This is a genomic window from Salinibacterium sp. TMP30, from assembly GCF_038397785.1.
GTDB lineage: Bacteria > Actinomycetota > Actinomycetes > Actinomycetales > Microbacteriaceae > Rhodoglobus.
Map to the genome: position 1 here is coordinate 869,291 of NZ_CP151642.1, position 18,788 is coordinate 888,078.

An 18,788-nucleotide genomic window follows, 5' to 3' on the forward strand; every position below is an offset into this window, starting at 1 on the left:
GCTTTAGGCCGGGCTAAAGCCGATGAGCGGCCTGCCGGTGACGGGGTTCCGCAGAATGGATGCTCGCACCCCATACACCTCGGCGATCAGCGCCTCCGTGAGCACGGTTTCGGTCGCGCCCGCCGCCACAACGCGGCCTTGGGACAGCACAATGATGTGGTCGCAGTAGCTCGCGGCAAGAGAGAGATCGTGTAGCGCAGCCAGTACCGTCACGCCGGTCGTGCGCAAGTGCGCCAGTAGGTCAAGAACCGAGAGTTGTGCGGCAATGTCGAGGTGGTTTGTTGGCTCGTCGAGGGCGAGCAATTGGGGTTGTTGAGCAAGAGCTCGCGCGAGCATTACGCGCTGCTTTTCGCCTCCGGAAAGGCTCTGGAACTCGCGTTCGCGAAACGCTGACATCCCGACGGTAGCGAGACTTTCGGCAACCACCGCTGCAGATTCTGCAGAATCCGCTTCCCACATCGACTGGTGGGGGAGCCGGCCCAATTGCACAACCATGTCCACGGTCAGAGCAGAGTCTGTTGTGGCATCCTGCTCCACGAATGCTGCAAGGCGAGCGCGTTGTCGCCGCGGCATCCCGAGCAGATCGTCGCCGTCAAAGTGAACTGAACCAGATGCCGGCGACTGCACTGCCGTGAGTGCGCGCAGCAGGGTGGACTTTCCGGCACCGTTGGGGCCCACGAGCGCACTCAGCGACCCGCGAGAAACTGTGCAATCGACATTGTCGATGAGCAGTGTGCCCTCCGCGGTGATGCTGATGCGTTCGCCAACAAGGCCGCTCATCTCACTCATGTTGAGCTCCTTCGTCGGGTCAGCAGGAACGCAAAGATGGGGGCGCCGATCATGGCGGTCACGATTCCGACGGGAATCTCTCGCGGGTCGAAGAGAGTGCGGGCGAGAGTGTCTGCCCAGACCAGAAATACGGCACCCAGTAGGGCGCTGAGGGGCAGCAGGGCGCGGTGACCGGGGCCGACGAGCAGCCTCACCGCGTGGGGCAGGATCAGTCCGACAAAACCGATTGAGCCGCTCACCGACACCATGGCCCCGGTCACGAGTGCGGATGCCGCCAGAAGCCCCCAGCGAGTCGCGCTGACGTTCACGCCCAGCGACGCTGCCTGCACATCGCCGAAGGCAAAGGAATCGAGCAGGCGGCCCGTGAGCATCATAGGAATGCCGATGACAATAATCGCCACCACAGTGATGGCAACAGCCGGCCAGCGCGCTCCGCTCAGTGATCCAAGGAGCCACGAGAGCACTTCGCGGTACGAGTCTCCGGTCACACTCCAGAAGATCACAAAGCTCGTGATTGCGGAGGCGAGTGCCGAGACTGCGATACCAGCGAGCACCGTGCGTGACGGGGTGATCGTGCCGAGAGACCCCGCAAGCAGCAGCGTCAAGGTGAGCGCGAGCAGTGCGCCGACGAATGCGGCAAAGGGGAGCAATACCGCCGCGCCCAACAGGAGAACGGACACGGCACCGAGCGCAGCACCCGACGACAACCCCAAAAGATACGGGTCGGCAAGAGGATTGCGGGTAATGGCCTGCATTACCGCGCCACTCAGCGCTAAGCCAGCACCGACCGCAGCAGCAGTCAGCACTCGCGGCAGCCGCAATTGCCACACAATGCCATCTCGCAGTTCTGTCAGCGGGCTTGCTCCAATCCCCACATGGCTGCCGATCGACCGCCACACCTCCTCAAACCGGATGTCGGCAGGCCCGATCGTCACAGCGACCGTGATCGACACCAGAAGTGCGATCGCCAGCGCGGAGCCGAAAGCGAGCGGAGGAACTTTAGCCATCGAGCTCCGCAATTTGAGCGGAGAGGCTTTCGGCAGCCTCAACACTGCGCACGCCAGCCTCACTCGCCGCGAAAGGCACCACGAGGTAGCGACCAGCCTTCACAGCGCTGAGGTTTGCGGTCGCAGGGTTCGCCTCAAGCACACCGATCTTCTTATCTGCACTGTTCCAGGCGGCATCCACGAGCACAATGAAATCGGGGTCGGCGTCAACGACTGCTTCCCAGTTGTATGGGGCCCAGGTGGCGTTCACATCGGCGGCGATGTTGGTGAGCCCCACGGTGTCGAGCAGTAGCTGCGGGGCGCCGATTCCTGCGCCGACGAAGGGCGTGTCTGAACCAGACGAGAACCAGAGTGCGGTGCGGGCATCACCATTCGCATCGATGGCGGCGAGTCGGTCGCGCTGGTCGGTAACGAGGTCGCTCGCATCAACACGGAAGATCGATGCCACCGTCTCGATGTCGCTGAACACGTTGTCGAAACTCAGCTTGGCGGGCTGATCCGCGCTCTGGCAGGCAGAAGGAGCCACAAAAGTATTGATGCCGAGCGCGCCCAGATCGGCGCGCTCACCGGCGCCATCTGCGCTGAACGTGGATTCCCAGCCTGCGAACACGAGGTCGGGTTCCCGATCGAGCACAGCTTCTTCGCTCGGCACCCGCTCGGCAACCGAGGTGAGCCCGGAAGCTTCGGAGGCCCACTTCTCCGGTACGGGACCATCCTGGAATGCGGTTCCGATGATGCGATCGCCCAGGCCAAGCGCCAGCAGCAGCTCGGTAGTCGATGACTTGATGGTGATGACGCGCTCCGGCGCAGTATCAAAGCTCACATCAACACCGCAATTGCTGAGCTCAACAGTCGTGGGGGCGGCATCGGGTGAGGGCGTCGTCGAGGGCGAGGCGGAAGCAGTGCATCCGCTGAGGGCAAGAATTGAGACACCAGCGACGAGCGCGGCGCGAGAAAAAACAGACATGGGGCCTTCCGAGAAACCGCTAATTTCGGCGCCGAGCGCGCCGAAGTGGGCAAAAAGTGTTTCGAGAAGACCGACCGCCCCAACATGGGCAAGCCAACCACGCCATACCGAGCGCACGGGTCTGTGCGGCCCAGTCTATTGATGTCTGGATGCCGCGGCTATCCACCACACGCAATGCTTGTGACTGTGCGATCGCTGACCGGGGGCGACAGCGAGGGCATTGCGGGGGTAGAATTGACGATCGTGTCTAGAATCAACGAGAACCCGTACGCCGTGTTGGTGCGCGATCTCATGCACCGCCCCGGTGAGATGAGAGAGCACGAGCTCGAAGTAGTAGTTCCCGAGTCTTTTGGTAACGCCGTAATTGCGGTTCCTGAGGGCTCAACGCTGAGAGTAGACGCACGCTTCGAGTCACTGCATGACGGTGTTTTAGTTGCTGCAGAAGTCTCGGGCACGGCGAAAGCGGAATGTGTACGCTGCCTCATCGACATCACAATGCCGGTCAAGGTCGAGTTTCAAGAACTTTTCGCGTATTCTGAGGACGAAGCTTTTGACTACACGGTTATCGACGAACACGTCGACCTGGAACCTGTAGTCAGGGATGCGGTGGTGTTGTCGCTACCGTTCCAGCCGGTCTGTCAGAAAGATTGTCTTGGCCTGTGCCCTGAGTGTGGGGTTCGGTTGCTTGACAATCCCGGACATGAACACGAGGCGCCCATCGATGCTCGGTGGGCTGCACTATCCGGCCTCCAAGATTTCACGCAAGACTCGCACGACGCGAACGATTCACCTGAGACCCAAGAAGAAAAGAGTTAGTCATGGCAGTACCTAAGCGCAAGATGTCGCGGGCCAGCACCCGCATGCGCCGCGCACAGTGGAAGGCAACCCCTCCCACTCTCGTCAAGACCATCGAAAACGGCAAGACCGTCTACAGCCTTCCGCACCGCGCGAAGGTCGTTGAAGACTCCGCCGGCACCCCCCTGTACATGGAGTACAAGGGCCGCAAGGTAGCAGACGTTTAACTAGTTTCCCTTCTCGGGTCGAAATCATGGCGGTCACGGGCTCTAGCGCACCGGCTGAGCTCTCCGCCGTGCTCGGGGTCACTATTGACCCCGATTTGCTTGTGCTTGCGTTGACGCATCGCTCTTTTGCGTACGAAAACGGTGGAATTGCCAACAATGAGCGGCTCGAGTTTCTTGGTGACTCAATTCTCGGCCAGGCAGTAACGGTCAAGCTGTATCGCGATAACCCGAATCTTGACGAGGGAGACCTTGCCAAGCGTCGGGCTAGTCTTGTTTCCTCTGTCGCGCTTGCTGAAATTGCGCGCCAGATCGGGCTGGGTGCATACATTCGGCTCGGCAAAGGTGAAGAGCAAACCGGAGGCCGCGACAAGCCGTCGATTCTGGCCGATACGGTCGAAGCAATCATTGGTGCGGCCTACATAGATCTCGGCGGGGACGAAGCTGCTGCGCTCGTCCTACGGCTCGTTGCACCCCTACTGGCCGATCCTGAGCGCTTTGGTGCAGCGATGGACCCCAAGACAAGCCTTCAAGAGCTTGCAGCACAACTCGGCCGTGGGGTGCCAGACTATCGAATTGAAGATAGCGGCCCCGATCACTCCAAACGTTTTCACGCCAGTGTTGCTCTCGCCAATGAGGTCATTGCTTCGGGCGCCGGCTCGAGCAAGAAGCAAGCCGAAATGGCGGCCGCGCTCGAAGCATGGACCATCCTTCAAGCCACGGCGAAGTAACTCTCGTGCCTGAACTTCCCGAGGTCGAAGTTGTGCGCGCTGGACTAGAACCGGCGATCACTGGCGCTACTGCGGCATCCGTTACCGTCTACGACGAACGCTCTCTGCGCCGCCACGATGGCCCAAGCGAAGACTTCATCGACCGACTCACTGGTCGGGTTTTCCAGTCGCCTCAACGGCGCGGTAAGTTTCTGTGGATCCCGCTTGGCGATGGCGACGCGCTTGTAGCGCATTTAGGCATGAGCGGTCAGGTGCTGTTGCGAGATCGCAGCACGGATGACCGGCTCACGCGCATCCGGATCGAACTTGATCATCCTGATCACGGCGAACTGCGACTCAACTTTGTCGACCAACGAATTTTCGGCTCGATGTCGATCGACAGCATGCTGCCCACCGGTGATCAGCCGCACCTAGCGGTGCCCAGTCAGGTTGCCCACATTGCGCGTGATCCGCTCGATCCGTTCTTTGATGACGCCAAGTTTTTGCGGACGTTGACGGCGAAGCGCACGACGGTGAAGCGGGCGCTCCTCGACCAGACGCTCATCAGCGGCATCGGCAACATTTATGCGGATGAGGCACTGTGGGCGGCACGCGTTCACTACAACCAGCCAACGGAGTCACTGAGCCGGGCCAAAGCGATCCTGTTGCTCGCTGAAGTGCGTGCGGTATTTGTGAAGGCGTTAGTTGAGGGTGGCACGAGCTTTGACACCCAATATCTCAACGTGAACGGCGAATCGGGGTACTTTGCGCACTCGCTGAATGTCTACGGCCAGCAAGGCAATGCATGTCCACGCTGTGGACGACTAGTGGTGCGCGAACAGTTCATGAATCGCGGCTCGCACTTGTGTCGCTTCTGCCAGCGGGTGCGGGTTGGGTCGCGCGCGGGCTAGCACCCGCCGCAAGCTAGCGAAGCAGGCGCTTCCACACCCCGTCGTGGCCAATGGGCACAAACCCGACCGATTCGTTGACTGCGAGCATGTGGCGGTTCTCTTCGGCGTTGTAGGTGATAACCGAGGGATGCCCGGGTGCGAAGCGTTCGAGGTGGGCCAGGTTCGCAACTTTAAGCAGCATCCCCAGCTTGTGGCCGCGATGTTCCCGACGAACCAGAGTGTCTAATTGGGTGACGGCGCGCATGCTGTCGCGAGGAATCCCGAGTCCGGTGAATCCGACCAGTGTGCCTGTAGCGACATGCTCTGCTGCCGCAAACAGAGTGGTGATTGTGCTCTGGATTAACCGCGCTTCATCCTCGTGGAGTCGGTCAACAGTCCACACGTCTTCTGGTGGTTCGAGGCCAGCAGATGGTGCATCAGTGCTCATCCTTGTGTACAGCACTGCCAAGTCTTCGCGCCATCGTTCCGGGCACTCGTTGACCCATTCGTGCAGCGCGTAGTCACGGGTGCTGCGGTCGATGGCGTTGTCGACAAGCGAGTGTAGCCCAGCGACCGGCAGGGGAAGACGACTCACTCGTTCGACCTGTTCAAAGCTGAAGCCTCTGGCGAGCATAAATTGTGTTTCGGGGTTGTCGCGGGGGACCGAACCGAACCCGGTCGGCGCGGCAAGCATCGGACCATCGCCGAGCGCGGCAGGTGCGTAGGTGTGGGCTTGGCGTTTGCCATCGTCTTGCGCAAGAGATTCGAGCTCGACGAGCAGTGCGCTTCCTATTCCACGCCGCCGATAATCGGGATGCACGTTAACGCTTATCCACGCCGTATCAGCGTCGTCGCCATCAGAAGTTTCGTAGTCGCCGCGACCCACTACGCGGCCGTCGACGGTGGCTACGAGCATCTGGTAATGCTCAAATTTGCTCGGTTGCCAGAGTGCAAGCTCTTCGACTGCATCCAGAGCAGTATCGGTGGTGCCGTAGATAAGCGCCTCAACGTGATTGCGCAGCGTTGTGGCTTGGCAAAATTCGTCGCTGCCCGTGGGGTCGACTTTTGTGGGGATGTCGACCGTTGTGATCTCGAACTCAGTCATGAGCGCACCATTCTGTGGTGGGGAGGTGCTACGTGAATAGCCGACCAGAATACCCCGCCCTGACGGTGTGGCACCAGAGCAATGTGCGCGCAGTTACCTGCGCGGCAGAACGGCGGGGCCCCGCGCATCCGGTACCGTATATCAAGGCTCTGACCAGCGACGTGGCCGGCACAGTGTTGGCCAGGACAGTGAAGGCGGTGACGTGTACCTCAAGAGTTTGACCCTCAAGGGGTTTAAGTCATTCGCTCAGCCGACCACTTTTGCTTTCGAACAGGGCGTGACGTGTGTCGTCGGCCCCAACGGTTCGGGCAAGTCGAATGTGGTGGATGCTCTGGCCTGGGTCATGGGCGAGCAAGGCGCTAAAACTTTGCGCGGCGGCAAGATGGAAGACGTCATCTTCGCCGGCACCGCCACTAAGGGTCCGCTCGGTCGTGCCGAGGTTGTGCTCACCATCGATAACGCCGATGGTGCACTGCCCATTGAATACAGCGAGGTCACCATTAGTCGCACGCTGTTCCGCAATGGCGGCAGTGAGTATGCGATCAATGGCACCCAATGCCGACTACTGGATGTTCAAGAGCTGTTGAGCGATTCCGGTCTTGGCCGCGAAATGCACGTCATTGTCGGCCAGGGTCAGCTGGATGCGGTGTTGCATGCCAGCCCCGAAGATCGCCGCGGTTTCATTGAAGAAGCTGCCGGCATCCTCAAGCACCGTCGTCGCAAAGAGAAAACTATTCGCAAGCTCGACGCGATGCAGGCCAACCTCACTCGCCTTTCTGACTTGGCGGGCGAGATCCGTCGCCAACTGAAGCCGCTCGGCCAACAGGCGGAGATTGCCAAAGAAGCCGCATCGATTGCCTCCATTGTTCGGGATGCTCGCGCACGACTCCTCGCCGATGAGGTTGTCGAACTGCGCTCAAGCATCAATGATTTCAGCCGCAGTGAGAGCGAGCGCAAGACTCAGCGCATCGTGCTTCAAGAACAGCTCGATCAAAACAAGCTGCGCGAAGCCCGCCTTGAGCAAGCTCAGGTTGGTGGCGAAGTCGACGAAGCTCGACGTGTGTCGTTCGGTCTCGAATCGGTGCAAGAACGCCTTCGCAGTCTTTACACTCTTGCCAACCAGCGGCTCTCGTTGCTGGGGCAACAGTCCGATGCCCCCACCTCGGGCAATACCGTCAGCCAGACTCTTGTCGATGAGGTCATTGCCGAAGCTGATGCGCTCGCCGCTGGTGTCGCAGATGCCGAGAAGGCTGTCGGTGCGGCCGCAGCGACAACGGCAACAGCGAAAGCCGCGCTCGATTCTCTTGACGAAGAGATTGCTGCGCAGAGTGCGCTCGTCTCGCGTCACGAACTCGAGAGTGCCGGGCTCACCGCCCGCGTTGAGGTTGCCACGTCGACGCTCACGGCCGCTCAGGGCGAGCTTGTGCGTCAGCAGCAGGCGCTTGCCGAAGCGCAGTCCCGTCGTGAAGCGGCACAAGCCGAGTTCGAAGCCCTTGAGGTTCAGGCCAACAATTCCACCACCGAGTCGGATGGGTCGCGTGACAATGCCTATGAGGCGGCCGAGGCGAAAGTCGCGGGAATCCAGGCCGATATCGAGTCGCTTAGAGACGCGTTGCATGCTTCCGAACGTGAACGCGATGCTCTTGCCGCCCGCAACTCGGCGCTTTCGCTCGCGGTCGATCAGAAAGATGGGTCTAGCGCACTCGTCGCCGCCAAACTTTCCGGCATCCGGGGTCTGGTCGCAGAACATGTCAAGATCACCCCCGGTTTCGAGGCGGCGATTGCGGCAGCGCTCGGTACTCTCGCGGATGCCGTACTCGCGGACGACCGCGACTCTGCGATCGATGCACTCGCCGAATCTGCCAGCCGCGACTTCGGAAGGGTAGAAGTTGTTGTGGCTGATGCCAAGAAATCGAGAGTCTCTCTCGGCACCGCCGCAGGCACCATTCCGGCAACGGACGTAATCACCGCACCGGATGGTGTGCACGGTCTCCTCACGCACGTGCTGATTGCGGATAACCTCGATGCCGCCCGCGCCGCCTACGGTTCACTCTCTAACGCCGCAGAGATCACCTTCGTGACCCGCCAAGGTGACGTGCTCACCCAGTTCGTTTTGCGCGGCGGATCGGGAGCCAAACGATCACGACTCGAACTCGTTGCCGAACGGGATGCTGCCGCCAAAAAACTGGGCATCGTTACTACCCAGATCGAGCGCACCAGCTTTGAGCTCGACGAGAAGCGTCGCGAACTAACGTCCGCCAAAACGGATGCCGAAGCAGCACTCGCCGCACTACGCGAATACGATGCCCAGTTGGCAGCGCAATCAGAACTTCTTGGCCGACACCGCATCCAGGCGGATGCCGCCCAGGCCGAATGCGACCGCCTCGCCCGTGCCGTTGATGTGGCCTCAGAAGCCGTCGCGGATGCCACCGCAGAAGTCGGTCGCGCCCAGACCGCAGCCGACGAGTACCAGTCCGCCCCGCGGCCCATGCTCGACATCTCGGAACGAGACCCCATGCTTGCTGAAGTCGAGAACGCCCGGGCGCGAGAAGTTGACCATCGAATCCAGCTCGAAACCATCCGTGAGCGGGTGCGCGCTGAGCGCGCCCGTGCCGAACAACTTGCCGCCCAGCTTGTGCGAGAGCGTGAAGCGGCCGCGGAACAGGCACGACTGGCGGTGATTCGTCAACGGCAGATCGCATCCGCAACTCGTGTCGTAGAGATGCTGCCTGCGGTACTCGACTCGGTCGACCGTTCGCTGTCTGAGGCTCGTGTGGATCTTGCGGCGAAAGAAGCAGAACGTTCTGCGCACAACCAGGAACTCTCGGGGCTGCGCCGTGACGAGTCATCGCTGCGTGAACGACTCTCGGCAGTCAGTGAGAGTGTGCACGGCCTGGAAATGCAGATTTACGAAAAGAAGCTGCACCTTTCCAGTTTGCTTGAACGGTCTGGCGAAGAACTCGGTCTCGTCGAAGATGTACTCGTTGCGGAATATGGGCCAGAGGTTGCGGTTCCGGAGGACACAATCTCCGACGTTAGTGCGAGCACGGATAGCGCGGCTGGCGCGGGTATTCCGGATGGCGCTGCTGGCGCAGCTGATCCTGATGGCTCCTCACGGGACGACGACGACGCGGCCGAGCCGATGGCATCCGGTCGACCATTTGTTCGCGCCGAGCAAGAGGCGCGACTGCAGAAAGCGGAGCGAAAACTTTCCCGTTTGGGCCGAGTGAATCCGCTCGCGCTTGAAGAGTTTGAGGCACTGGAACAACGTCACAAGTTCTTGACCGAGCAACTCACCGATCTCTCGAACACACGTAAGGATCTGTTGACGATCATCGATGAGCTCGACGAGAAAATGCAGGCAATTTTCTCAAGTGCGTTCGAGGACACCAAGAATGCGTTCAACGATGTCTTCCCTGTGCTGTTCCCCGGAGGCACCGGCAGTATCTTCTTGACCAACCCTGATGACGTGCTCACTACCGGCATTGAGGTCACGGTGAAGCCCGCAGGCAAGAAGATCGAACGCCTCTCGCTGCTGAGCGGTGGTGAAAGATCACTGGCCGCTGTTGCCCTCTTGATCGCCATTTTCAAGGCACGCCCTAGCCCGTTTTACATTATGGATGAGGTAGAAGCGGCACTAGACGATGCCAACTTGGGCCGACTGCTCGCGATCTTTGAAGACCTGAGACAGACCAGTCAGCTCATCATCATTACCCACCAGAAGCGCACGATGGAGATCGCGGATGCTCTGTATGGCGTGAGCATGCGTTCCGATGGCATCAGCGCGGTTGTCGGTCAGCGCGTGGCCAAGGAGACCGCCGCAAGCTAGCAAACGGTGGCGAGCTAGTCGACGCCTGACAGCGGTTCACCGTTGACGGTGCGCACAGCCCAACCATTGGCGAGTGGTTCGATGGTAGAAATTGAGCCGTTCAGAATGTGGTCGAAGTCTCGACCGGCAAGCTCGGAGAGCGTGTAGCGGATGATCGTTCCGTGACACACAACGATTACCTTGTTGTCGGGGTAGTCAACTGAAATCTTGTCGAGAGCTGCGATGCCGCGTGTGACAACCGAGTCGAGGGGTTCAAGGCCGGGGTAGCCGCGCACATCAGGCCAGCGGGCGTCGATTTCGGCTTTGGTGAGACCCTCACCCTCGCCATAGTTGCGCTCGATGAGTAGGTCATAGCTGCGTCCCAGCTCAAGCCCGAGTCCATCGGCAATGATTTGCGCTGTTTCGCTGGCACGTTGCAGGGGAGAGCTGACAATCACATCCCATTCGCTTCCGCGCAGCAGTTCGACAGCATCCCGAGCTTGCTGACGCCCGACATCATTGAGCGGAATGTCGCTGGAGCCTTGCATGCGTCCGGCAGCGTTCCAGTCGGTTTGGCCGTGGCGAATCAGTGAGAGCATCCAAAAATCCTAGCGCGGTTACGGTGCGGGGCCGACCTGCCTTAACCTGTAGGTATGGCAGCATCCTGGTCCCTCTCGGGCGCACTCAAATCTATGTTCGCGCGCGACACGATCGACGCCGATACGTGGAGCGATCTTGAAGATGCGCTCATCTCGGCCGACTTTGGGCCCGACATCACTGACTCGGTCATCGAAGAACTGCGGGCCAGCGTTACCAAGTACAAAACTGATGATCCGACAGATCTGAAGCGGATGCTGCGTGAAACCCTCGAGGAACGTCTGGCTCGACTCGACCCCACTCTCACTCTCAGCGCCCGCCCTGCGGTTGTTCTGGTTGTGGGCGTCAATGGCGTCGGAAAGACCACCACGATTGGCAAGTTCGCCAAGTTTTTGGTTGGCCACGGTCGCACGGTTGTTGTTGGCGCGGCTGACACGTTCCGTGCTGCTGCCGTCGAGCAGTTAGCGACGTGGGCGGAGCGTGGGGGAGCGGAGATTGTGCGTCCTCAGCAGCAGGGCCAAGATCCGGCATCCGTCGCGTTCCAGACTGTGGAGCGGGCTCAACGAGATTCGATCGATATTGCCATCATCGACACTGCTGGGCGGTTGCAGACCAAGAGCGGCCTCATGGATGAGCTCGGCAAGATCCGTCGCGTTGTAGAGAAGCAAACTGAGATTGCCGAAGTGCTCCTCGTACTCGATGCCACTACGGGCCAGAACGGTGTTGCTCAGGCAGAGGCTTTCATTCAGCACGCCGGCGTCACGGGTCTCGTGATCACCAAACTGGATGGCTCGGCCAAAGCCGGGTTCGTGCTTGCGGTGCAGGAGCGCACAGGCATCCCGATCAAACTGATCGGGCAGGGCGAGGGCATCAATGACCTCACCGGTTTCACCCCGCACGTCTTTGTGCAGGGGCTCGTCGGTTAGCGGTTAATCGAACGCTCCTACCGCGCATGGGCTCGAACTCTGGGGTTCCGATATTGAGATCCAAGAGTTGCTCACGGGCGAAGATACTCCTCCGCTGAATCCACCCGCGTCGAGGAGTAGAGGGCTGAGAATAGAATCGGCCCCCGCACAAGTGCGGGGGCCGATTTCGAAATGCGAGGTGCTACGACGCGTTGACGGTTTCGGTAACCGGCTCCGCAGTGCGGATCTGAATTCCGTCGGCACCTTCAAAGCGTCGACCCCAGCCGGTGAATACGGCCACAATCATCACTGCGGTAAGCAAGAGGGGATAGAGCGTGCCGCCAAAGAGTTGCGTTGTTGAGAGTGCTGGCGCCCCCTCATATCCGCTCGTGAGGAGTGCGCCGATAAACAAGTAGGCGCTCAAAACAGGGACGATGGAAGCAATGCCCAAAGCGAAGCAATCCATGACGTTGGCACGCCGGTATGGGTGAAGCCCAACTCGGGAGCCAATCTCGTCCGCCACCGGCCCGAAGGTTAGCATCGATGCGGAGTTTACGCCGCCGAAGAGGAGCGTCGTGACGGTAACACCAAGGCCGATTGCCGCCTCGGCTCCGCGTGGCGTGCTCGCAAGCTTGCCTTGGGTCAGCGCATCCACGGTGCGGGTCAGAACACCGGCGTTGGTTAGGACACCCATAATTCCGAATACGGCGATGACCAAAGCCACTGTGCCGAGCATGCCGCTGAAACCGGAGACCAAGAAACCGGTCGGGGCGCCGTCGGTCACACCAACGATTCCGGAAGGCTCGAGGAGGCCAGTCACGAGTGCAACGATGATTCCGAGAACGATACCGACCGTGACGGCTTTGAAAATGTCACGGGTGATGAACGCCGTCGCGATCATGATCGCGACGGGAATCAGCATCACCAGGCCCAGCGGATTGGAACTGGAGGCTAACACCTCGGCTGCGGCGCCACTGGATGCACCACTGCCTCCGAAGATCAGGAAGCCCACTGCGCTGATCGCGGCCGCGACCAGCGCGTACTTCGCACGTGAAGTCACGACACCGCCAATGTCCGCAACGCCTATCTTGCGGCGAAAACGCTGAGTTGAGGACGAGATGATGGTGGTATCGGAGATGGGCGCCATGTTGTCACCAAAAATGGCTCCTGAGACGAGAGCGCCTGCTAGGAACACCGGGTCGGCACCGAGGAGAACCCCGGCCGGATAAAAGATGGGGAACACGGTAAACATGGTTCCGATCGATGATCCCGTAGCCATCGCGACGAAACACACGGTGATGAACGCAAAGAGGACGAACGCACCGCCGTTGACGCCTGCAAGGTCTGCAAGCCAGACGAAGCCACCGGAGACGTTTGTCACCTTGATCAATTGTGAAAGCATCCCGACGACGAACAGGATTACTACTATGGAGACCGCAGTCGGGCTGCCGATACCCTGCATCACGCTGGCCCAAAACTTGCCATAATTGCGAGAAAATACCGCGCCAACCAGCAAGGCGACAAATCCGCCCATCGCCAGAGCAGTCATATCGAACGCGTTGAACACTACGAAGTAGAGCACGCAGAAGAACAGGAAAACCACGACCGGTATAAAGGCCATCCCCCACCCTCCTCGGAAGGTCAAGGTGCTGTCTTGATTCATTTAAATAGCCTTTCGCCACATCATTGAGGCCGCGCGGCGCGCGGAAGGTGACTGCGAAACCGCAGAACGCGTACCAGTATCCACACCGCAGACATTTTGTGCAACTGCACTGCACAAGAAATATTGACCTGCAGGGGGAAGATCTGCTTCAAATGCCCGTTAAGGTAGCGATAACTTGCACACAGTGCGGACTAGCTCCGTCAACTTTGGGCAGTCTGAGTGTATAGTTCCCTCATGATCGGTAATCGACTTCGAGCGCTCCGCGACCAGCGAGGATATACGCTGCGCGCTCTGGCTACGGAGACTGGACTCTCTGCGACCCTGCTCAGTCAAATCGAGCGGGGGGTTACCGAACCAAGTTTGAAATCCCTGCGTCTCTTGGCGATGGTCTTCGGGGAATCGGTCTCAACGCTATTCGACGATTCGGCGTCGCTCACCGTTCACGTGAGCCACGCGGGCGAAAGGTCACGCATCACGACCCCGAAAGGCCACGTGCAGTATGAGCGTATGGCCCCCAGCAATGGTCAGCTTGAGGTGCTACGAGGAGTGCTTGCTCCAGGGGAGACGTCCAGCGATGAACAATGGGGGCATCCCGCCGTCGAGTGCGTTTATATAGTCGCCGGAACACTCACTGTCGAGGTGGCCCGCGGTTCGTTTGATGTGGTGAAAGGCGACGCGATAACGATCGATTCTCGCCAGCCACATCGCTATTGCAACGAAACTACCGGGACCGTCGAATTCATCCTCGCGGTCACGCCACCAACCCCCTAGGAATACACCATGGATCGAAACGACATTGCTTGGACGGGGTACATCCCGGCCATCACCACCCCCTTCGCCAGAGAGGGCGAGCTGGATTTGGATGCACTTGCCGCTCAACTTGGTTGGCTGATGCAGCAGCGCATGCATGGGGTCATTCTCGCAGGCACGAGCGGAGAGTGGTTCAGCATGAGCGCTGACGAGCGCGCGAGTCTTTTTGCAGAGTCTGCGCGAACAGTCGACGGTTCGATGTGGGTTCTCGGTGGGTGCAACGCCTTCACCCAAACTGAAGCCATTGCTCACGCTCGTGCCGCAGAAAAGGCCGGCTTGGACGGCATCCTGATCACCCCGCCGCCATACATGGTCCCCAACCGGCGAGAGATCGTGAAGTTCTATCAAGATATCTCAGACGCGACAGAACTCCCGATGTGTGTTTACAACTGGCCGCGGGGTTGCGTCGTAGATCTGGACACCGACACACTCACAGAGCTATCGCAGATTGAGAATGTGGTGGCAATAAAGAACTCCACCGGGAATTTTGCTGGGTTCTTGCAGGGGATGTATGCGTTGGAAGACACAGTTCGCTACTTCGGTATGCCTACAAGCGAACTGGGAGCGGACCTGTCTTTGCTTGGGCACGGTGATGGAATGATGGGCTCCGGTGCGCCTTTGGGCGCTGACCACCCCGATTTTTGGCGTGCTATTGCCGCCGGCGACCGCGCCCGAGCAGTTGAGCTTGGCGCACGGGACCGAGTAGTTATGGAAAGCTGGTTCCGCCCTGACTACGGTGTGCAGTTCGGAAACCAGCAGGCAATCATGAAGACGGCGCTGCGATTCCAAGGCGTTTCTGCGGGGTACGTCCGAGACCCGCTGATTGAACTCACGCCTGAGGAATGCAATCGCATTGAAGCGACGCTGCACGCACTCGGCATTAACACAGTCCCATTGCGATGACTGAGCGTTGCGACGTTGTTGTCGTTGGCGGCGGGCTCCTAGGATGCGTTCTCGCATGGATGTTAGCGCGCGAGGGCGCGGATGTTGTGTTGCTAGAGCGCGATCAGGTGAACCAGCATGCCTCTGGGCAAAATGCGGGCAGTCTGCACTTCCAGCTTGAGTACCGCATGGTCGAGGCAGGACTCGAGTCGGCGCGGCGAGCTGCTGAGGCTATGCCTTTACACCTTGATTCTGCGAGCCTCTGGGCCACGCTCGGTGATGAACTGGGCGAAAGTCTTGGCGTCATCCAAAATGGCGGATTAATGCTTGCAGAAAGCGCTGAGCAAGCAAAACTGCTTGAAGCGAAGTCCGACATCGAGCGCTCTTGGGGGCTCGATGTGCGGATGATGGACGGCGATGAGGTTCGGGCTATCGCTCCGTACCTCTCCGATACCGTCGTGGCTGCTGCATACTGCCCGATTGAGGGTAAGGCTGACACGCGAACTGCAGCACCAGCCCTTGCCAGAGGTGCAATGCGGCACGGAGCAAGAGTGCGGACCAGAACCGCCGTGACAGCAATGAACCGCAAAGCGGGAGGATGGGCGGTGAGTACCGAAGAGCACGCCATCCACGGTCGCAGAAGCTCCAACATTGTACACGCGGACTCGGTAGTAATCGCAGGTGGCGTGTGGACAACCGAACTGGGCGACATGGTTAGCGCGCACCTACCCACCATCGCTGTCGCACTCACCATGACGGTGACCGTGAAGGTGCCCAAGTTCATCCCTCATCTTGTCCAGCATGCCGGCGCGAAGCTCTCACTTAAGCAATCGGGGGACGGCAACATATTGATAGGTGGAGGATGGCCCGCACGGTTACTGAATACGCCCGAAGGCAAGCCGGACTTGTACTCGCGCCCCGAATTGCTTCGGAAGTCTGTCGCAGGCAATGCTCGTGCTGCATCTCGAGTCGTTCCTGCTGTCCAAAAGATTCCTGCGCTGAGGACATGGGTGGGGACCACCACACTTACACCAGACCAATTGCCACTTGTGGGACCCGTCCCCAATGCTCCGGGAATGTTCGTAGCCACGGGTGGCTCGGCGTTCACTCTCGGACCGAGCTTTGCCCGGGTGCTGACTGAACTAGTGCTTGGCCGACCGCCAAGTATTGATCTCAGCCCTTACGATCCCAGCCGATATAGGAGCCAGAATGCCTAGAAGCACTCGCATACCGATAAAGCGTGGTGTCCCGGTCACTGTTAACTTTGAGGGCACGCCAGTCGAGTGCTGCCTCGGCGAGACAATTGCAGTTGCCTTATTGGCATCTGGCCACGACGAGTTCGGTACCACTCGAGATGGAGCTCCACGACAGCCACTGTGCAACATGGGTACCTGCTTCGACTGCGCAGTCACTGTCGACGGTGCCCCACTGGTGCGAGCTTGCCTGACACCGGTTGCCGACGGCATGGACGTGCGGCCGACAAGGGGAGTCTGAACGTGTACGACCTCGCAATTATTGGTGCTGGACCGGCAGGCATGGCAGCCGCGGTCACGGCGGCTGATCAGGGACTTTCGGTAGTGGTGTTCGATGAGCAGCAACGCGTTGGCGGCCAGATTTTCCGCCAGCCCCCAACCCAATTCACCGGTGCAAAGACGGTATTTGGCGCTGGGTACGGGTGGGGACGTGAGCTGATCGGCCGCTCAGAGTCGAACATGAAGATCGCTTGGGAGTTCGGGACGACAGTTTTCGGGCTTTTGCGAGACCGCGTCGATGGCACTGTCTCCACGAGAGTTGCGGTGACTGGACCAAACGGTTCGAAAGCGGTGGCTGCGCGTCGAATAATAATTGCGACAGGTGCGTATGACATGCCGGTCGCCATCCCCGGCTGGACTCTCCCCGGAGTGATCATGGCAGGGGCAGTTCAGAGCCTATTGAAAAGCCAAAAATTGCTGAGTGCTCCCCGCCTAGTTCTGGCAGGTTCGCACCCGCTCTTGATCGTCGTAGCAGACCAGCTGCGTAAGGCTGGGGCAGATATTGCCGAGGTTGCGTTTGCGCGAGGTCTCCCCACCATGAGAGAGAGCATCGGATCCATCAGTGCGGTTCCAGGTCACGTTGGCCTCTTCGCTGAGACTGGAGTCGCGATCGCGCGGCTACTTTCTGCCGGGGTGAAAATCAGCACCAAAACGATTGTTACCGCAGCACTGGGCGATCGCCATGTTGGTGCCGTCGAACTCACAAAGGTGGACGCACAGTGGCATGAAGTTGGCCGTACCCGACGCATCGAGACGTCAGCGCTCGTGCTTGGATACGGATTCCAGCCCTCCACTGAATTAGCACGGCAAGCGGGATGTGAGATGGTGTGGGACTCGCCAAAGGGCGGCTGGGTTGTTGCACACGACGAATTGATGCGCACGAGCGCTCCACAGGTTTATGTTGCAGGCGAGCCCACAGGAGTGGCAGGCGCCGAACAGTCGCGTGCTGAGGGCAGACTTGCGGCACTCGCAGTCGCTAAAGATCTGGCAGCCGAGGGTGTTGCCGGGCCTTATCCGTTGGCTGATGGTGATCTTAGGGGCGCTCGCAGGGAGCTTCGGTACGCGCAGAAGTTCTCGGTGGTTGTGCAACGCTTGTTTGAACCTCAGCGCGAAGCGCTCTCAGCGTTGGCAACGCCTGAGACACAAGTGTGCAGGTGCGAGCTCGTCACGAAGGGCGCGATCTGCGAAACCCTTGACCGCAATCCCGAAATGTCGACCGCGAGCGCGGTCAAGCTTGAGTGCCGCAGCGGTATGGGCGCATGTCAAGGCAGGTATTGTGAGTCATCCGTCGCTGCACTGGTCGCCACGAAACGCCAGCGTTCAGTCTCAGACGTCGGATACTTTTCGGCGCACCTTCCCGTTAAACCGGTCCCGGTCGAGGCACTAACAATGCTCGACGGGGATTAGTGCGTGTGGATGCAGCGAAAAGTTCTAGAACCCCACTTTCAAGCCGAGCCGCATTGGCAGCTCGAGATTCTTGGGGATTCCGGATATAGCGCAGCAGATTGACGTCGGCGAATTGCGCAGGCACGCGTCAGCCCTCAGTACAACTTTTGCTAGTTGCTGGCCGCTTTGTGCGCTGCGGAAATATCAAGGTAGTGGGTGGCGTTCTGACGCACGCCGGCGATCTCTTCGTCGCTCAGTTCTCGGCGCACTTTTGCGGGCACGCCGGCGACGAGTGATCCGGGCGGCACGATGGTGCCTTCGAGCACGACAGCTCCTGCGGCGACGAGTGATCCGGTGCCGATGACGGCTCCGTTGAGCACTGTTGCGCTCATGCCGATCAGGCAGTCGTCTTCGACGGTGCAGCCGTGCAGCACGGCGCCGTGGCCGACGCTGACCCCTGAACCCACGGAGGTGGGGAATCCTTCGTCGCAGTGCACCGTGACGTTGTCTTGCAGGTTTGACCCTTCGCCGACGGTGATCGAGTCGACATCGCCCCGCAGAACGGCACCGTAGAAGATGCTTGCACGCTCACCAAGGGTGACCTGCCCAATCAGTGTTGCGTTGGGCGCGACGAAGGCGCTGTCAGAAACCTGGGGGGTGTGTCCGCTGATGGGCACGATAAGAGCTGTCATGGTTCCACGCTAGCGCTCTTAGTGGT

Annotated in this window: 18 protein-coding genes; 11 read left to right on the forward strand and 7 right to left on the reverse strand. The window is 59.8% G+C overall.

The annotated features are described in order from the left end of the window. Nucleotides 1–3: 3 nt before the first annotated feature. Genes AADH44_RS04205 through AADH44_RS04215 form a run of 3 tightly spaced genes read right to left on the reverse strand, consistent with a single transcriptional unit; the run spans nucleotide 4 to nucleotide 2,763 of the window. Nucleotides 4–789, reverse strand: a complete 786-nt coding sequence (locus tag AADH44_RS04205; RefSeq protein ID WP_341954248.1) for an ATP-binding cassette domain-containing protein — start codon at nucleotides 787–789, stop codon at nucleotides 4–6. After that, entirely contained in the window at nucleotides 786–1,796 is a 1,011-nt protein-coding gene (locus AADH44_RS04210; protein WP_341954249.1) for a putative F420-0 ABC transporter permease subunit, read from the reverse strand. Before AADH44_RS04210 ends, AADH44_RS04205 begins: the two co-directional genes overlap by 4 nt. Next, nucleotides 1,789–2,763 carry a putative F420-0 ABC transporter substrate-binding protein gene (locus AADH44_RS04215; protein ID WP_341954250.1) on the reverse strand — a complete coding sequence of 325 codons (975 nt, stop codon included), beginning with the start codon at nucleotides 2,761–2,763 and terminating at the stop codon, nucleotides 1,789–1,791. Before AADH44_RS04215 ends, AADH44_RS04210 begins: the two co-directional genes overlap by 8 nt. Nucleotides 2,764–3,006: 243 nt before the next feature. Here AADH44_RS04215 and AADH44_RS04220 point away from each other — a divergent pair, with 243 nt between their 5' ends. Genes AADH44_RS04220 through mutM form a run of 4 tightly spaced genes read left to right on the forward strand, consistent with a single transcriptional unit; the run spans nucleotide 3,007 to nucleotide 5,403 of the window. Continuing rightward, complete coding sequence (locus AADH44_RS04220) at nucleotides 3,007–3,579, forward strand: YceD family protein (RefSeq protein WP_341954251.1); 573 nt, start codon at nucleotides 3,007–3,009, stop codon at nucleotides 3,577–3,579. Nucleotides 3,580–3,581: 2 nt separating this feature from the next. Further along, nucleotides 3,582–3,785, forward strand: a complete 204-nt coding sequence (gene rpmF, locus AADH44_RS04225; protein WP_021808779.1) for a 50S ribosomal protein L32 — start codon at nucleotides 3,582–3,584, stop codon at nucleotides 3,783–3,785. A 26-nt stretch (nucleotides 3,786–3,811) separates the two neighbouring features. Further along, nucleotides 3,812–4,513, forward strand: coding sequence for a ribonuclease III (gene rnc / locus AADH44_RS04230; RefSeq protein WP_341954252.1), 702 nt, complete (start codon nucleotides 3,812–3,814; stop codon nucleotides 4,511–4,513). Nucleotides 4,514–4,518: 5 nt separating this feature from the next. Then, nucleotides 4,519–5,403 (forward strand): bifunctional DNA-formamidopyrimidine glycosylase/DNA-(apurinic or apyrimidinic site) lyase, encoded by an 885-nt coding sequence (gene mutM / locus AADH44_RS04235; protein ID WP_341954914.1) that lies wholly within the window; start codon nucleotides 4,519–4,521, stop codon nucleotides 5,401–5,403. A 13-nt stretch (nucleotides 5,404–5,416) separates the two neighbouring features. Here mutM and AADH44_RS04240 read toward each other — a convergent pair whose 3' ends face one another. Beyond that, nucleotides 5,417–6,487, reverse strand: coding sequence for a GNAT family N-acetyltransferase (locus AADH44_RS04240; protein WP_341954253.1), 1,071 nt, complete (start codon nucleotides 6,485–6,487; stop codon nucleotides 5,417–5,419). A 202-nt stretch (nucleotides 6,488–6,689) separates the two neighbouring features. Here AADH44_RS04240 and smc point away from each other — a divergent pair, with 202 nt between their 5' ends. Further along, a complete protein-coding gene (gene smc / locus AADH44_RS04245) occupies nucleotides 6,690–10,316 on the forward strand; it encodes a chromosome segregation protein SMC (RefSeq protein ID WP_341954254.1) in 3,627 nt (1,208 codons plus the stop codon). Nucleotides 10,317–10,330: 14 nt separating this feature from the next. Here smc and AADH44_RS04250 read toward each other — a convergent pair whose 3' ends face one another. Continuing rightward, nucleotides 10,331–10,894, reverse strand: a complete 564-nt coding sequence (locus AADH44_RS04250) for a histidine phosphatase family protein (protein WP_341954255.1) — start codon at nucleotides 10,892–10,894, stop codon at nucleotides 10,331–10,333. A 54-nt stretch (nucleotides 10,895–10,948) separates the two neighbouring features. Between AADH44_RS04250 and ftsY the strand changes: the two genes are divergently transcribed. Continuing rightward, nucleotides 10,949–11,818: a signal recognition particle-docking protein FtsY gene (gene ftsY / locus AADH44_RS04255; protein ID WP_341954256.1), complete on the forward strand. Its 870-nt coding sequence runs from the start codon at nucleotides 10,949–10,951 to the stop codon at nucleotides 11,816–11,818. Between the two features lie 181 nt (nucleotides 11,819–11,999). On the opposite strand, the gene AADH44_RS04260 is transcribed toward ftsY, so the two are convergent. Continuing rightward, nucleotides 12,000–13,418: a Na+/H+ antiporter NhaC family protein gene (locus AADH44_RS04260; protein WP_341954257.1), complete on the reverse strand. Its 1,419-nt coding sequence runs from the start codon at nucleotides 13,416–13,418 to the stop codon at nucleotides 12,000–12,002. Nucleotides 13,419–13,694: 276 nt separating this feature from the next. On the opposite strand from AADH44_RS04260, the gene AADH44_RS04265 reads away from it, so the two are divergent. From AADH44_RS04265 to AADH44_RS04285, 5 genes are read left to right on the forward strand one after another with little or no spacing between them, the layout of a single operon-like run. Next, a complete protein-coding gene (locus AADH44_RS04265; RefSeq protein WP_341954258.1) occupies nucleotides 13,695–14,231 on the forward strand; it encodes an XRE family transcriptional regulator in 537 nt (178 codons plus the stop codon). A gap of 9 nt (nucleotides 14,232–14,240) precedes the next feature. Further along, nucleotides 14,241–15,173, forward strand: a complete 933-nt coding sequence (locus tag AADH44_RS04270) for a dihydrodipicolinate synthase family protein (protein WP_341954259.1) — start codon at nucleotides 14,241–14,243, stop codon at nucleotides 15,171–15,173. Next, the gene (locus AADH44_RS04275; RefSeq protein ID WP_341954260.1) at nucleotides 15,170–16,369 is read left to right on the forward strand and encodes an FAD-dependent oxidoreductase; all 1,200 of its coding nucleotides are present in this window, start codon (nucleotides 15,170–15,172) and stop codon (nucleotides 16,367–16,369) included. Before AADH44_RS04270 ends, AADH44_RS04275 begins: the two co-directional genes overlap by 4 nt. After that, on the forward strand, nucleotides 16,362–16,646 hold the full coding sequence (locus tag AADH44_RS04280; protein ID WP_341954261.1) for a (2Fe-2S)-binding protein: 285 nt from the start codon (nucleotides 16,362–16,364) through the stop codon (nucleotides 16,644–16,646). Before AADH44_RS04275 ends, AADH44_RS04280 begins: the two co-directional genes overlap by 8 nt. A gap of 2 nt (nucleotides 16,647–16,648) precedes the next feature. Further along, complete coding sequence (locus tag AADH44_RS04285; RefSeq protein WP_341954262.1) at nucleotides 16,649–18,091, forward strand: NAD(P)/FAD-dependent oxidoreductase; 1,443 nt, start codon at nucleotides 16,649–16,651, stop codon at nucleotides 18,089–18,091. Between the two features lie 149 nt (nucleotides 18,092–18,240). On the opposite strand, the gene AADH44_RS04290 is transcribed toward AADH44_RS04285, so the two are convergent. Next, entirely contained in the window at nucleotides 18,241–18,762 is a 522-nt protein-coding gene (locus AADH44_RS04290) for a gamma carbonic anhydrase family protein (protein WP_341954263.1), read from the reverse strand. Nucleotides 18,763–18,788 lie beyond the last annotated feature (26 nt).